We start from the raw sequence: 14,889 nt of genomic DNA, 5'->3' as shown, positions 1-14,889 counted from the left end.
GTATCAATCTAAATAATGTGTTATTATATGTAAATAACTCTTTAATAGATTTTATCCTTTCTGTGTTGTAACTTTTAGGATACTATAAATCTATATAAAAGGGTTATTTTTTTTTAGAACTTTTGACTGTCTAGTAATACTTATAAACCCTTTTATACCTTCATTATCTTCATATACATAAGTATCAGCCATAGGTATATATACATCCTTTACAGTATTATAATTATCTTCCCAGTATTTCTTAGGTATAAAATCATGTGCTTTTATAGTACTTTCTAGCCATATTTCCATTACTTTATCTATATCTTTGTTTTCTATTTGTCTTATCATTGTAATAATTTCTCCTTCTTTAAGTCACTATATGATTTTAACATAACTATAGGCATAACCTTAAGCACTTATATAAGTCTATTTTATTTTTGAACTATATTTTTAGTTATTTAGCTTAATAACTTTATCATCGATAGTTATACTGTCAACCTCATTCACATCAACTGCTTTGCTAAACTCTACATTTGAGAATGCCTTTAGAAAAGAACTACTAGCACCACTTGATATAAAATCTTGCTCCTTATAAATAGTTCCATCTTTTAAAGTAACTTCTTGTATCATAAAGTCTCCATTATTTTGGCCTATTATATTTGCCGATACTGAAATAGGGGAAATATTAACTGTTGTAATAAAATACTTATTCTTTTTAGTAGTTACAAATTTATTAAGCACTACTTCTTTTGATACATCTGTATAATCTAGTTTCCATGAAATCTTCCAACTTCCTTCAACTAAAGTAATAAATTCACCATCTTCTTTATAATATCCAAAATTTTCAAAGTCTATGGAAATATCATTTCTTTTTAATTTCCCTTCTGTACTAAAAGAGATTATATAACTTTTTTTGTTATCCTTTGGATTTTCATCTTCTATGTCTAATAACCCCCAACCTGAAGAAGAACTTTTTCTTAAATTCACATCCATTTCATTAAAGGTTGCATACTTTGGTATTATCATGTCCTTAGGTGCCTCAACATCAATTAGTATATATAAGCTATGTTTATCTCCTAGAGTTTGTTTTACATTTAATTTTAAGTTATTTTCACTAACAGATTTATTTATATATGAACCTGCTCCATTAAGTGACTCATTATTTTTATCTATATTTAAATAGCTTAATAATTTATTATCTAGGTTTAATTCAAAATACTCATTAGCCATAACAACTGTACTAAGCATCATAGTTGCAACTAATATACCTACTAGTAACTTTTTCTTTTTATATTTTTTCATATTATTAGTTGGCATTTTATCCATTGTCATCTGTAAAATTCTTGATTTTTCATCTTTACTTAAAGGTGCTTCATTATCTAATAAATTATCACAGTACTTTTTATCAACTAATTTATCTATCCTGCTCATACATAATTCCTCCTTCTATTAGGGATTTTTTTAGCTTTTCTTTACCTCTAAAAAGGTAATTTTCAACTTTTTTAGGAGGAAGATTTAAGCGTTTTGCAATATCTTTTATCAAGGGCAGTATTTCTTGCTATGGCATATATATAACTTTTTAGTGAAGTACTTTTTTCTAATTTATATTTATCTACATTTTGCCATAATTTTAAAAAGGTATCTGAAATAGTTTCTTCTATATCTTCACTTTTGCAATCGTTTAGAATATTTCTACAAATAGTTTTTACAGCACCCCCATATATATCTAGTGCTAGGCTTACCCCTTCTTCAGGATTTTTTTGTAAGAGGTAGAGGATTTTTTTATCTTTAAATTTATCCATAGATGTTCTCCTTATTTTATTTCTCTTTATTTATCAATACGTATAAAAACTCATTTTCACTCAAAACTTATTTTAAAATACTTTTTAAATTTATAATACTTAAATTTATACTTAATTAAATAACTTTTTTATACTTTTACATTTATTTAGATTTCTTAAATTTTCTCTATATTAATTTAATTAGCAAAATAAAAATGCCTGATAATGATAACTTCAAAATCAGGCATTTTTATTTATTATTTTAATTGACTTTTAATATTTTTAATTCTTTGTTGCAAATAATCCATAATAGATACCACATCACCAGATAAATTCATTCCTCCACCTTTATTAGGAGTTTTGCCATCCTCAGTCTGCTTAGTAGTATCTCCATTCTCAGGAGCTTTATCTCCATTAGGCATTTGAGGTGGATTTCCACTAGCAACTATATTTTTTTCAAACTGTTCAATAGTGTAAAATGCACTAGGATCATTTTTTACATAAGGTCTAATTAAAGTAGCAACCTCATTAACTTGTTCTTCAAAATTATCATAATACTTTACCAGTTCTTTTATGTAGCCATAATACTTTTCTTTATATTCTTTAACACTTAAAAGCTTTTCAATTAAAGGTCGCTTCGAGGAATCAACATTATAAATAGGCTCATCAATTGATACTGTCACACTTGCACCTTGATCTTCCATAAACCCACCAAAAGCCATATTATAGTCCCAGGGAATATATTTGAATACTCCATCTTCTTCTAATAAGAAATAGTTGTGTGCTTTAGATCCACTATAACTATCATAGTTTCCAAGTACAGTATTTACAGCTATTGATTTTAAGAAACTCTCTACATCAAAAACAGACTCTATGTCTCCTTTATTTCCATCTTTAATTGAATTTATAGCAGTAACAAGTTTCTTAAGACCTGCCATATTATCATCTTTACCATTTGAAAGCTTAAATCCACTTAAAGACTTCTCATCAACTAATGTAGAATTCTCTCCATCAGCTTTATAAAGTTTAACATCCTTAGCATCATCATCAGATATTCGGTCAATAAAACTATCGTCAACAGCTTCTACTGCTAAATAAAACCCAAATAACTCTCCATTAATGTAAACCTTAGAATATATAGTTTTGGGAACATTCACACCAAGTTTTTCTAAAGCTTTATAAGATAAATATTCCCTCATATAAGATGGATCTTGAAAATTGTTATTTAATACAAATTCACCTAGTCCATTTAAATTTTGTCCATCAACATATTTGTCTAGCTTAATACGAAAACTATATCGCTCTGAATCGCTAGATGATACTGATTTTAAAGAACTAAAGCCTTTAGTTCTAATTCCTATATTTTTTAGTGTTGTATCATTGACTGTTATATTAGCAGAATGATATTTTTCATCTGATGCATTATCTAACATGTCTTTCCAATCTTTTTCTGATATTTCAATATGAATATCTTTTACTTCATTTTCTTTAAAAAAGTTATTGTAAGATGTATCTATGGAAGTAGTAGTTTTTGTTTCAGTATCTTTACTACATCCTACTAACATATAAGAACTTATAGTTAAAATTATTGCACTAATAAATACTTTTTTTCTTACACTCATATACAAATCCCCTTATTAATTATTATAGTTTTATATAAGGAAATTTTATATGGTTAACCTTAATGGTAGCTTAAATTTTATATTTAAAATCTTTTATAATTATTGAAGTTGCTATCTATTCAATTATTGTTTGTATATACTTATATTAAAAGACTATTATTACACACATCTTGCATTAACTTTATCTATAGGAGGTAACCTTTGAAAAAATTCAAACTAATATTATGTATTGTATTTCTAGCCCTTTGAGTAATTCTAGTATTAAATTATAAATCAAATAAAAAGTCTCTATATGATAGCTTAGAAACTGCATATTTAGACTATGCAGATAACTTATTTATGAAGAAAACAATCACTATTGATAAAATTAAATCTGATTTAGCAGGTTTTGATTCTTCAAATCTTACTTACTCTGTGGTATTTAATAAGGATAATAAAATATTAGGATGTAATTATAATCCTGATACTGATTATTTGAATTCAATAAACTTTGAAATAAGAAATGAGGATACTCAAAAGGTGTTAGATCTTGGTAATTATTTTGATGATTACTATGGTACTTTTGCAGGTATTCGTTCAAATAATATAGATGATCAATCTAATTTTATATCTTCACTAAGCATACAACCTAATCTGGATAAAAAACAATCTGTTGATATTAAAAATGCATTTTATAAGTTGTATAAATATCTATTTAAGTAAAATATATAAAGCAAGTCTAGCATTTGTTATAAGCTCGACTTGCTTTTATAATCTTTATAGGTTAGAAATTAAGTATTGAATTTTATCAAACACTATAACATCTTCAATACTTCCCTTCAAAGTAAAATACAAACTCTTCAAAAAGTTAGTACTATTAATTTTTTGATGATACAATTCAATGGACCAGTTTTCTCTAGAATTATAGTTTTTAAAACTTTCTAACCATTCTAAAATAGTATCTCTATCAATATGCCCTCTCATAAAAATACTTCTTACAGCTATACTTATTCTATCAGGCTCACCATCAATATATACATATTCACCTTGGCATATTTTCAACTTCAATATTACAAGTAATTCTTGTAAATCTTTTTTACTAAGAGTTTTACATTGTGCCAGTTCATCAATTACATCAGCTCCATGTGCTACTGAATGAGCCCACCCCTTATTACCTATATACCCTCTTAAATCTATCTCTTTTGTATAGTACTCTGTTATGCTATCTTTAGTTTGAAAAATCATATTATCAGGTAAGAAACTTTTTTGATTGTGAGAATAGATTATCAAGGCTATTACAAGTGCAGAAAAAGTACGAGTAAAAACCGTATCATCATTTTCATTACCAACACATTTCATTAAATGGTCATTATCTGTACAGATTTCTAGAAAAGTTTGAAGTTGTTGATTTGAAAATCGATTTTGACTAATCCATTTTGCAAAAATATTATAAATCAAATCATCCCTAAGTATTGCATCAGTGGTGCCAATGTGTTTAAGCATATCTAAGGCTAAAGAATAATATAAGTCATCAAAATTAATCTCATAGTTATTTTCTTTTATTTGGATTAATTTGATTTTTAGTATATCTTCTTTCATTTTATCCCCCCCCTATTAGTACTCTTATAATTATTTATTCTTTTGTTTTATCCGTATACTTTTTTATTTCCTTATTAACTTCTTTATTAATAGATTCTTGATAAATATCAGCGTAGATTTTTGAATCTTTGATTAACTCATCACAAAATTCAGCTACATCATTTCCAGTCACTTCTAATACACCTTTTCCCAAAGCTACACCTTCTTCAAAGAAATCAAGAATTCCAGAAAGTAAATCTATGCCTTCTGTAAGCTCAACAGGACCCACCTTAAAAAGGTATTTTTGAATTTCTTTATAAACTATCTGATAATCATTCGGAAGTGCTTTTACACGTGCTGCATGCACTCTCCATTCTTTTTTGCCTTTGATTATATCTTGTATTCCCATTGTATCCTCCTATTTACCTAATTTTTTTGCTATATTATTATTTAATTGCCTACGCCACTTATCACGGAAAGAATTTGAACTTTCTTCTCCAACTAGTGCTGAGCAAAAGCTTTGTATATCCTCACCTAAAGCACTTTGTACACTCTGACCCTCTGCAGCAGTTTCTTCAAGAATATAAAGAGTACTATCCATAATTGGTATTAAGTTACGACCAGTAAAATCAGAATGATTCCAAAGATTTTCCTTAATTTTTTCCCATGCCTCTTGATAATCTACTGGTAACTTTTTTGCTCTAGCTTCAAAACTTTTAAATTCTCTTGTAATATCATTACCTGTTATTTTATCCCAAAAATTCATTATTTCATCTCCTTTAACTCATTAATTTTGCTTGAAACAAAGTCCCATTTTCCCCAAAACTTCTTTAATTCCTCACGTCCTGAATCATTTAGTGTGAAGAATTTTCGTGGAGGTCCCATATCTGACTTCTTTTTTGTAGTTTCTACCAACTTATTTTTTTCAAGTCTCACCAATATTGTATAAACTGTTCCATCTACAACATCTGTAAACCCAAGTTCATTTAGCTTTCTAGTAATCTCATATCCATATGTTTCTTCATTGCTAATTATTTCAAGAACACAGCCTTCTAGTACACCTTTTAACATTTCTGTGATATTATCCATATTATTTTCCTTTCACTATCTAGTATTACAAGTACTCAGTATTACTTATTACCACTATATAGTATCACCGACTAGTAGTATTGTCAATGTTAATACACATATTTTTTCATTCTTATTTTGCTACATACATAAAAAATATCCTTAAATACATAAAAGGGATTCAATATAGTTTACACAACAAAATGTGTCCATCTATATTGGATCCCTTTTTAAATTCAAAATTAGCTAATCTATCCTAATTTTAAAACCAACTTATTTGTTCTTTTTCATAATTTTTCTTATACTCTCTAATTATATCCTCCATCTTATATAAAAGATTGTATTTTTCGCATTCTTCTTTGTATACCTTCCATAACTTTTTGTAATCTAATGATGAATTTGTATAATTATTTCCATAAGTATCTATATATTTCTGTACTAAATTTTCATTTGGAAATAGCTTGTTTAGTTGTTCGAAATAATATTCTCTTTGATTTTGCCTTAAGGTTACTCCAAATCCATAGGAAAAAACAAACTTTGCTCCACTTTCATAAGCTTTTCTCACTATCTTTCTGACATTCTCTTCATTGTCATTTAAGAATGGTAATAAAGGCATTAGTAACACACCTACATATATACCATTTTGAGATAGTTCTTTTATTGCTTCAAAACGTTTAGAACTAGTAGCTACCTTTGATTCTATCTTTTGGCATAGCTCATCATCATAGGTAGTTATTGTCATTTTTATTATTACTGGTGAATGTTCTTGTATTCTTTTTAGTATATCTATATCTCTTGTAATTAATGGACTTTTAGTTGCTATTCCTATTCCAAATCTATATTTGTCTACTAACTCTAAAGCTTGTCTAGTTAGCATTATTTTTTTTTCAAAAGGATTATAAGGATCGCTCATTGAGCCTGTTCCAATAACTCCTTTTTTCCTTTTGCTTTGTAAATCTTTTTTTATTATTTCTGTAGAATTATCCTTAACCCTAACTCTATCAAATTCTATTATGTTATAACAATTGCTCCTAGAGTCGCAGTATATACATCCATGGCAGCACCCTCTGTATATATTCATATTAAAGTTATGTCCAAACCAATTGTTGTTTTCAAAGTGACTTGAAACAATTGTTTTTGTAGGTATACGCTCCATTTTTATCATCCTTATTATCTAAATTTTATCTATTATTATACTCTAGTAAAAACAAAAACTCAAATATACCAAGTAAATAGTTGAATTCTTACATATTTACAGATATTATGTAAAATATAACTATTTTTTAAACCTATAATAAATGAGGGGGTAATATTTATGAAATACGAGTGGAGAAAAAAAGATAAAAAATTATACCTTCCTAAAGATAACCCCATCGTTATCCATGTACCTAAGATGTCCTATTTTACTATTGAGGGAAAAGGAAATCCAAATGGCGAAGATTTCAAAAAATGTGTAGAGGCACTATACTCTCTTTCTTATACTATAAGGATGTTTCCAAAAAAAGAAATCTACCCTTATGGCTATTATGAATACACAGTATTTCCATTAGAAGGCGTATGGGATTTAGATGAAGAAGGAAGAAAGCTAGATTATTTAGATAAAGACCACTTAGTCTATAAACTAATGATTAGACAGCCAGATTTTGTGGATGATCAACTATTTAACCTTGCAAAAGAACTTGTACTAAAAAAGAAAAAAGATTCTCTAATTGATGAAGTTAAATTTGAAGAAATTGAAGAAGGACTTTGTCTTCAAATGCTTCATATCGGTAGCTTTGACACTGAACCTGAGACTTTTGATATTATGGAAAAATACTGCGCTGAGAATAACTATATAAGGGAGTCTAAAATCCATAAAGAAGTTTATATTTCTGACCCTAGAAAAGTTGACCCTGAAAAGTTAAAAACTGTATTAAGATTTAAAATTCGTGAGTAAGTAGTTGTTTTCTAATTACAACAACTAAAGTGTACTATTCAAAATATTTATCTTCTTCTGTACTTGATAAAGTCATAATCTTGTAATATACTTGATATAAAATTTATTAAGGAGAAGTATTTATGATAAGACGTATAATAGCTAATATAATAATCGGTGCTTTAGCTCTATATATAGTATCTCTTGGACTTGATAGTATGCAGATTACTTCTGTATATTCATTAATTACATTATCTATAGTGTTAGGATTTTTAAATGCTACTATAAAGCCACTGTTAAAATTACTATCTTTACCTATAACCTTTATTACTTTAGGCTTGTTTTCTTTAGTAATTAATGCAGTAGTTTTAAAGTTTGCATTTTCAATAGTTTCTGGTGTTTATCTGTCTGGATTTATGCCTGCTATTTGGGCATCAATACTATTATCTATCTGTAACTGGGTATTGTATAAAGTTTTCGATGTAGAATAATAATAATAAACCTTATATGTAAGAAGTAATTTTCTTATGTATAAGGTTGTTTTTTGTTTTAATTTGATATATTTTGTATTTTATTATATAATGTATTCTATTAAAAATTTAAGAGGTGGTCTGATGATTAATATAAGTATTTTCAATATAGTTATAAATTTAATATATACTTTATCAGCTTTATATTTTCTATTTGCAAATAAAAGCATTATGAATTTTGGACTAAGTATTTTTTGTATAATTACAGGTTTGCTAATAGAGTTTTTCAGAAAAAAGTCTATTATTAAAACCACTAGTCTTTCTGTAGTCTGTAGCTTGTTTATTCTATTTTCAACTCTATTAGGAACTTGCTTTGGATTTTATGGTGCCTTTAAAGGCTATGATGATTTTCTTCATATTTGGTCTGGCTTTATAACTGTATCCATTGCTTATAATCTTTTACTTACTACTAATAAAGATGGCTATAAATTAAGTGCACTATTTATAGTAATTTATCTATTTATGTTTAGTATGGGTGTAGCTAGTATTTGGGAAATTATCGAATTTACTATAGATTCTACTCTAGGAATGAATACTCAAGCAGGTGGACTTGTAGATACTATAACTGATATGATAGATGCTTTAATCGGCTCTATAATTATGGTTATTTTTTACTATAAATCGCATTTAGTTGATAAATCTTGTAAAACTAAAAGCTCTAATAATTAATTATTAGAGCTTTTTAATATTTGCCTGTACATTATATAATTTTGATATTGATACTAACTTTAAATAAATCTCCTTGCGAATTAATATCTACTTTTCCGCCTTGAACTTTAATTAAATTCTTAACTATGCTTAACCCTAATCCATAACCGTCATCGTGTCTTGATTTATCACCTTTTACAAATCTATTTCCTAGTGAGTTTTTATCTACTTCTAATTGGTGTTTAGATATATTTTTAAAAGTTATAACAGTATTGTCTTCATCTTTTACTGTTTCAATATAAACTCTAGTATCTTCCAATGAGTATTTTGCTATATTTCCAAGTAAATTTTCAAAAACTCTTATTAACTTATCTTTGTCCATGTATACTTTTACATTTTCTTCACTGCACTTTAACCTAACATCTAAGTTTAAATTATTAAACTTATAACTAAAGTTATTTATAGTTTCTTCTAATAATTGATTTAAATCTATAGTTTCTTTATTTAAAACTATTTCTTCATCTTTAGAATTTAAAACTTCATTAAGATTATGAATTAATGTATTTAATCTTTCTGATTTTTCTTTTAATATATTTATTTGTTCTTTTTCTTCATCTTGATTTAATTCCTCATTTTTTAATATATATATTGAATTTATTATTGATGTTAGTGGCGTTTTTAAATCATGTGATAAATTTGTTACTAACTGTGTTTTTCCAAGAGTACTATTTTTTTCTTTGTTAGTAGCTTCTTCTAGTTTATCTAATAAACTTTTCAATTGTTTAGTAATAGCCACAAACCTTGTCCCCGATAAAAATTCAATTCCTTGTTGTGAATCAAATTTTTCATCTAGATTAACTGAATCAAATCCATTTTCTTCAAATTCACTAACAAATTCTTCAAGAGTTGCTTTAACCATAAGCATACTAAATTTATTTATCCCTAAAGTAATCAACAGTCTAATTATATTTACTAAAAATAAGATTATCAGCACATTTAGAAATAAGTTTAAATTAATTTCAGAATACCCATAATAATAATAGCAATAAACTATTGTCGCCATTAGAATTATTTGATTAATTAATATATACCACTTTTTTGCAAGATAACTAGAGTATAATACCCTTATTCCATCACTATCTTCTTTAGAGTTTAAATCTAACTTTAGTTTATACAGTAACATAGAGCGTTTTAATATTTGAATTAAACTAAATAGTACTACTAATCCAATGATAAAAGTTCCTATCTTTAAGACATCGTGAGCTCTATAGTCATATTTAACTGTTAAACTATTTAAATTATAAAAATATAAGATATAGAAAAATAAAATTGTATACCAATAACCTTTTTCTATAAATATTTTTTTACTTAGTTCCATTCTATTATATAGTTCATCTTTATCATATAACTTGTATTTATCGTTCTTTTTAAAGGTATAGTATTCAAACATTTATCCTATTCCTCACTTTCTTTTATAGCATCAAGCTTAATATCTATCTTAAACATATCTCCATCTATGAATAAGTCTAGATTTCCACCTTGAGCATTTATTAAGTTAGATCCTATTGCTAATCCCATTTTATTATTTTTTTCATCTTCTCTTATATTTTTGAAAAAAGTTTCAATATCAATATTTAATTCATCTTTTGATATATTAATCATACTAATTCCTATTTTCTTATCTTCTTCATAAACATTTACATAAACTCTGCTATTTTCTTTAGAATAATTTACTATGTTATCTAAAATTATTTCAAATACTCTCCACATTTGATTTCCATCAATTTTAACTATTGGTTTCTTCACTGATTTATTGTATATTAGGTTTAAATTTTTCTCTTTTAATTTATCTTCATATTCTACTAGTGCTTGTCTTATTACATTTTCTATATCTATATTCTCAAGGTTTAAATCTATACTTTTATTAACAACTTTTGCAAGTTCAAATAACTCTTCAATATTGTGCTTTAACATAGACGATTCTTTTTCTAATTCATTTATTATTAGATGATAATTTTCTTCATTACTATTCTCTAAATCTTTTATATGCTTTTTTATTTTTTCTACTGGTTTTTTTAGTTTTTTAGAAACTTCCACTACTAGTTCATTTGATAAATTTTCGCTTTGTTTTCCTTTTAATATTGAAGAATACATTATTTTTTCTACTTTATATAATTCTTCTTTTATTGATTTGTGATTTTTTCCAAGTATAGGCTCCATTCCATTTTCTTTGTTAGTTCTTTCAAATATATCTACTACATCTTCTGACAAATGTGTAATCTCATATATTTCTTGAAAAATTGCTATATCTTTTATATCTTGTGCTATTTTTTTTATTGATAATATAATCATAAATGTAAATAAACCTATTGTTATTACAAGTTTTTTATTAGGTATAAATATCATCATTAGTACAAATATAATACCAAGAAGAATGAAACAAATATTTTTAAATTTCTTATATTTTCGTATCCAACTGCTAAGTTTTTCTATTCCTTTTTCTTCATCTAGTTCATTATTTTCTATTATTTTCGAACTTATATCCAATTCCCCACACCACCTTTAAATATCTAGGTTCTTTAGGATTAATTTCTATTTTTTCTCTTATCCTTCTAATATGAACCATTACTGTATCTGTATTTATGCAGTGCTCTTTCCACACAGTTTCATATATCTCTTCTGCTGAAAATACCCTGCCTGGATTTTTCATTAATACTTCTAAGATTTTGTACTCCATAGGAGTTATTTTCTTTTCTTCGTCGTCAACCATTAGTATTTTGCTAATTGTATTAAGTTGTATTCCACCTATAGTTATTACTTCCTCCTTATTTTCTTCTTTGTAATTGTTTAGTTTAGTGTATCTTCTAAGTTGAGATTTCACCCTAGCTATTAACTCTAAAGGATAAAAAGGCTTTGTTATGTAATCATCTGCACCTATATTTAATCCAAGTATTTTATCACTATACTCTGATTTTGCACTTAGTATAATTATAGGTATATTTTTATCTTCTCTGATTTTCATTGTGGCTTCTATTCCATCTATATTCGGCATCATTATATCCATTAAAACTAAATGTATATCTTCTTTTTCTATAAATTCTAAAGCCTGCTTTCCATCATAAGCTTTAATTACATTTATATTTTCTGATTTTAAATACCTTTCTATGGCATTGGGAATTTCTTTTTCATCATCTACCACTAAGACATTATGTTGTTTCATTTTTCCTCCTTGTGTTTACTAATTAGTATACATTTATATTACCATAGAAATCTTACAAAACTTCGTTCATAAATCTTAAATTTTTCTAAACAAAATATTTTTATTTTCAAATTAACAATTCTTATATAATTTAACTTAAGCAAAATATCTTAATATTTAATCTACTTTTAATATATTTTGTAATAATTAACATGAATATTACAATTATTCTTTCTATTCAGTATATAATTTACCTAGATAATTGTTTGTTGTAATAAAATACACATTATCTAAGTTATTTTACTTTGGAGGAAAAAATATGTATGAAAATAAGTTAACAAATGAATATACTTATTTGCTAGCTCCTAACCCTATTACAACGTTTAATACTATTAGTGTTTACCCTACTGTACATGCATCAGCATTTATCGGTCCTTATTCTTGTATAATTGGTGATGTCACTATTGATGAAAATGTATTTATTGCTTGTAATGTTAGCATAAGAGCAGATGAGGGAACTCCATTTTTCATTGGAAAAAATTCTAATATTCAAGATGGTTGCGTATTTCACGGTTTAGAAAATTCAACTATTAATGTTCACGAAAAAGAATATTCAATCTATATTTCAAATTATGTAACATGTGCTCATAGAAGTATAATACATGGCCCTTGTTATATTGGAAACAGAGTTTTTGTAGGTTTTAATTCTATGGTATTTAATGCAACTATTGGTGATGGGTGCTATATATCTGCTAATTCAGTGGTTACAGGTGGGGTTTGGATGCCTCCTAATAGATTTGTACCTTCAGGAGTTATAATCGATACTCAAGAAAAAGCTGATGCTCTTAAACATGTAACAGATAGTCAAGAAAACTTCGTTGATGAGGTCCTACATTGTAATTTACAATATCCTAAATCTTATCACGAAACTTTTTCTAATGTTAATTTAGAAGAAGTTTCTAATTATTAGACCTAATTTCCTATTAGGTCTAATAAAATTGTGCTAATATAATTAATACAATTTTAATCACAGTAAAGCTATGAAAATCACTACAAAGAGATGTTCACATAAATTGTTTATAAAAATAAATAAAGCTATGAAAATAGTATTAAATTATTTTCATAGCTTCATTTTTTATCATCTTAAATTTTATACGTAGCTTATTCTTACGTTTTCTATTTTCTTATTATTAGTTTTTATTACTTTAATGTTAATTTTTTCTTCCTCTATTTCTACATCTTCATTTTTTTGAGGTATCTCACCTAATTTATTTATAATATATCCATTTAAAGTATCGTATTCACCTTCTTTTAGTTTAAGGTTAAATATCTCATTAAACTCACAAAGAGGTATACTACAATCTACTATAAATGTATTTTCATCAACTTTAATTATATCATTTTCTTCTAAGTCGTACTCGTCTTCAATGTCACCCATAATTTCCTCAATTAAATCCTCCATCGTTACTATACCACAAAAGCCTCCGTATTCATCTACTAATAAAGCTATGTGTACTCTATTCGCCTGAAGTACTTTAAATAATTCATTTGTTTTTTTAGTTTTTGGTACAAAAAACGGTTTGTGCATTATATTTCTTATGTTTACATTTTCAAAACCTACTTTTTTAGCTTCAATTAAAAGGTCTTTTATGTGGAGTATACCTATAACATTGTCTATACTATCTTCATAAATTGGAATTCTCGTATAAGACTGACTTAAAATTTCATCTATATTCTTTAGAATGTCATCATCTATATCTATAAGGAAGGTATCTTTTCTAGAAGTCATAATCTCCTTTGAACTTTTATCATTAAATTCAAATATACTTTCTATCATATCTTTTTCATCTTTTTCTATAGATCCATCTTCCTCTGATTGTGATATTATAGATCTTATTTCTTCTTCTGATACTTTTTCTTCCGTGGCTTCATCTTTATATCCCATTATTTTTAAAATTAGACCTGTTGATAATGAAAGTATTTTAATAAAAGGCTTAGTAAAAATTGCTACAAAGTAAACTGGTTTAGCTGAAGATAAAGCTATTTTTTCTGCATTTTCAAGTGCGATTCTCTTTGGTATTAATTCACCAAATACTAGTGTAAAGTAAGAAAGAATAATTGTTACTACCACCATTGATATTTCTTTGCCATATGGTACTTGCATGACTGAACTTAACTGACTAGCTATGCCTGTTGCAGCTGATGCACTAGATAAAAATCCTGCTAGGGTAATCCCAACTTGAATTGTAGCTAAGAATTTACTTGGCTCTTCCATTAATGTTTCAAGTAATCTCGCATTAGAATTGTTTTCTTGACTTAATTTTTTGATTTTATTTTTGTTTACTGATACCATTGCCATTTCTGCACTTGCAAAAAAAGCATTTATCATTGTTAATACAAGTATTAAAGCTAATTGTAGCATAAGCCTCTCGGGCTCGGGTTCTAAATTCATTTTTTTCCTCCTGATAATAAATTAATATGATGATATCACACTAATATTAAAAATGCAAATGTATTAATTTATTACTTTTTATTATTCTATGAAGAATACCTAAAAAAAGTCCCTCTAAAATAATTCAGAAGGACT

General features: G+C 26.5%; 19 protein-coding genes. 5 read left to right on the top strand and 14 right to left on the bottom strand.

Going from position 1 to position 14,889, the window contains the following annotated elements:
* Positions 1 to 90 precede the first annotated feature (90 nt).
* The 5 genes from ACRC03_RS00810 to ACRC03_RS00790 all read right to left on the bottom strand — a co-directional run bounded on the left by ACRC03_RS00810 (position 91) and on the right by ACRC03_RS00790 (position 3,385).
* Positions 91 to 330: a hypothetical protein gene (locus ACRC03_RS00810; RefSeq protein WP_438650645.1), complete on the bottom strand. Its 240-nt coding sequence runs from the start codon at positions 328 to 330 to the stop codon at positions 91 to 93.
* 102 nt (positions 331 to 432) lie between these two features.
* Entirely contained in the window at positions 433 to 1,413 is a 981-nt protein-coding gene (locus ACRC03_RS00805; RefSeq protein ID WP_438650644.1) for a DUF4179 domain-containing protein, read from the bottom strand.
* On the bottom strand, positions 1,397 to 1,525 hold the full coding sequence (locus ACRC03_RS00800; protein ID WP_438650643.1) for a sigma factor-like helix-turn-helix DNA-binding protein: 129 nt from the start codon (positions 1,523 to 1,525) through the stop codon (positions 1,397 to 1,399). The genes ACRC03_RS00805 and ACRC03_RS00800 overlap by 17 nt, the downstream gene beginning before the upstream one ends.
* Entirely contained in the window at positions 1,485 to 1,784 is a 300-nt protein-coding gene (locus ACRC03_RS00795) for a sigma factor (RefSeq protein ID WP_438650642.1), read from the bottom strand. Before ACRC03_RS00795 ends, ACRC03_RS00800 begins: the two co-directional genes overlap by 41 nt.
* Positions 1,785 to 2,020: 236 nt before the next feature.
* Positions 2,021 to 3,385 carry a CotH kinase family protein gene (locus ACRC03_RS00790; RefSeq protein WP_438650641.1) on the bottom strand — a complete coding sequence of 455 codons (1,365 nt, stop codon included), beginning with the start codon at positions 3,383 to 3,385 and terminating at the stop codon, positions 2,021 to 2,023.
* Positions 3,386 to 3,724: 339 nt separating this feature from the next.
* Here ACRC03_RS00790 and ACRC03_RS00785 point away from each other — a divergent pair, with 339 nt between their 5' ends.
* Positions 3,725 to 4,087, top strand: coding sequence for a hypothetical protein (locus tag ACRC03_RS00785; RefSeq protein WP_438650640.1), 363 nt, complete (start codon positions 3,725 to 3,727; stop codon positions 4,085 to 4,087).
* Positions 4,088 to 4,141: 54 nt separating this feature from the next.
* On the opposite strand, the gene ACRC03_RS00780 is transcribed toward ACRC03_RS00785, so the two are convergent.
* The 5 genes from ACRC03_RS00780 to ACRC03_RS00760 all read right to left on the bottom strand — a co-directional run bounded on the left by ACRC03_RS00780 (position 4,142) and on the right by ACRC03_RS00760 (position 7,166).
* Positions 4,142 to 4,963: a DUF2785 domain-containing protein gene (locus ACRC03_RS00780; RefSeq protein WP_438650639.1), complete on the bottom strand. Its 822-nt coding sequence runs from the start codon at positions 4,961 to 4,963 to the stop codon at positions 4,142 to 4,144.
* Between the two features lie 34 nt (positions 4,964 to 4,997).
* Positions 4,998 to 5,351, bottom strand: a complete 354-nt coding sequence (locus ACRC03_RS00775) for a DUF1048 domain-containing protein (RefSeq protein ID WP_438650638.1) — start codon at positions 5,349 to 5,351, stop codon at positions 4,998 to 5,000.
* A 9-nt stretch (positions 5,352 to 5,360) separates the two neighbouring features.
* Positions 5,361 to 5,708 carry a DUF1048 domain-containing protein gene (locus tag ACRC03_RS00770; protein WP_438650637.1) on the bottom strand — a complete coding sequence of 116 codons (348 nt, stop codon included), beginning with the start codon at positions 5,706 to 5,708 and terminating at the stop codon, positions 5,361 to 5,363.
* Positions 5,708 to 6,031, bottom strand: coding sequence for a PadR family transcriptional regulator (locus ACRC03_RS00765; RefSeq protein WP_438650636.1), 324 nt, complete (start codon positions 6,029 to 6,031; stop codon positions 5,708 to 5,710). The genes ACRC03_RS00770 and ACRC03_RS00765 overlap by 1 nt, the downstream gene beginning before the upstream one ends.
* A gap of 241 nt (positions 6,032 to 6,272) precedes the next feature.
* A complete protein-coding gene (locus ACRC03_RS00760; protein ID WP_438650635.1) occupies positions 6,273 to 7,166 on the bottom strand; it encodes an SPL family radical SAM protein in 894 nt (297 codons plus the stop codon).
* 159 nt (positions 7,167 to 7,325) lie between these two features.
* Between ACRC03_RS00760 and ACRC03_RS00755 the strand changes: the two genes are divergently transcribed.
* The 3 genes from ACRC03_RS00755 to ACRC03_RS00745 all read left to right on the top strand — a co-directional run bounded on the left by ACRC03_RS00755 (position 7,326) and on the right by ACRC03_RS00745 (position 9,124).
* Positions 7,326 to 7,946, top strand: coding sequence for a GyrI-like domain-containing protein (locus tag ACRC03_RS00755; RefSeq protein ID WP_438650634.1), 621 nt, complete (start codon positions 7,326 to 7,328; stop codon positions 7,944 to 7,946).
* Positions 7,947 to 8,068: 122 nt separating this feature from the next.
* Complete coding sequence (locus ACRC03_RS00750) at positions 8,069 to 8,416, top strand: phage holin family protein (RefSeq protein ID WP_438650633.1); 348 nt, start codon at positions 8,069 to 8,071, stop codon at positions 8,414 to 8,416.
* Between the two features lie 123 nt (positions 8,417 to 8,539).
* Positions 8,540 to 9,124: a hypothetical protein gene (locus ACRC03_RS00745; protein WP_438650632.1), complete on the top strand. Its 585-nt coding sequence runs from the start codon at positions 8,540 to 8,542 to the stop codon at positions 9,122 to 9,124.
* Positions 9,125 to 9,155: 31 nt separating this feature from the next.
* Here the strand turns inward: ACRC03_RS00745 and ACRC03_RS00740 are convergent, their stop codons facing one another.
* Genes ACRC03_RS00740 through ACRC03_RS00730 form a run of 3 tightly spaced genes read right to left on the bottom strand, consistent with a single transcriptional unit; the run spans position 9,156 to position 12,323 of the window.
* Positions 9,156 to 10,553, bottom strand: a complete 1,398-nt coding sequence (locus ACRC03_RS00740; protein WP_438650631.1) for a sensor histidine kinase — start codon at positions 10,551 to 10,553, stop codon at positions 9,156 to 9,158.
* Between the two features lie 5 nt (positions 10,554 to 10,558).
* Complete coding sequence (locus ACRC03_RS00735) at positions 10,559 to 11,650, bottom strand: sensor histidine kinase (RefSeq protein WP_438650630.1); 1,092 nt, start codon at positions 11,648 to 11,650, stop codon at positions 10,559 to 10,561.
* Entirely contained in the window at positions 11,619 to 12,323 is a 705-nt protein-coding gene (locus tag ACRC03_RS00730; RefSeq protein WP_438650629.1) for a response regulator transcription factor, read from the bottom strand. The genes ACRC03_RS00735 and ACRC03_RS00730 overlap by 32 nt, the downstream gene beginning before the upstream one ends.
* Positions 12,324 to 12,621: 298 nt before the next feature.
* On the opposite strand from ACRC03_RS00730, the gene ACRC03_RS00725 reads away from it, so the two are divergent.
* The gene (locus ACRC03_RS00725; protein ID WP_438650628.1) at positions 12,622 to 13,272 is read left to right on the top strand and encodes a hypothetical protein; all 651 of its coding nucleotides are present in this window, start codon (positions 12,622 to 12,624) and stop codon (positions 13,270 to 13,272) included.
* 180 nt (positions 13,273 to 13,452) lie between these two features.
* Here ACRC03_RS00725 and ACRC03_RS00720 read toward each other — a convergent pair whose 3' ends face one another.
* Complete coding sequence (locus ACRC03_RS00720) at positions 13,453 to 14,754, bottom strand: hemolysin family protein (protein ID WP_438650626.1); 1,302 nt, start codon at positions 14,752 to 14,754, stop codon at positions 13,453 to 13,455.
* Positions 14,755 to 14,889: the final 135 nt, after the last annotated feature.

This window comes from Romboutsia sp. (assembly GCF_051659545.1).
In the GTDB taxonomy this organism is placed as follows: Bacteria; Bacillota; Clostridia; order Peptostreptococcales; family Peptostreptococcaceae; genus JBOFOR01.
The sequence above is the reverse complement of the archived record's forward strand: the minus strand, read 5'-3'. Positions and strand labels throughout refer to the sequence as shown.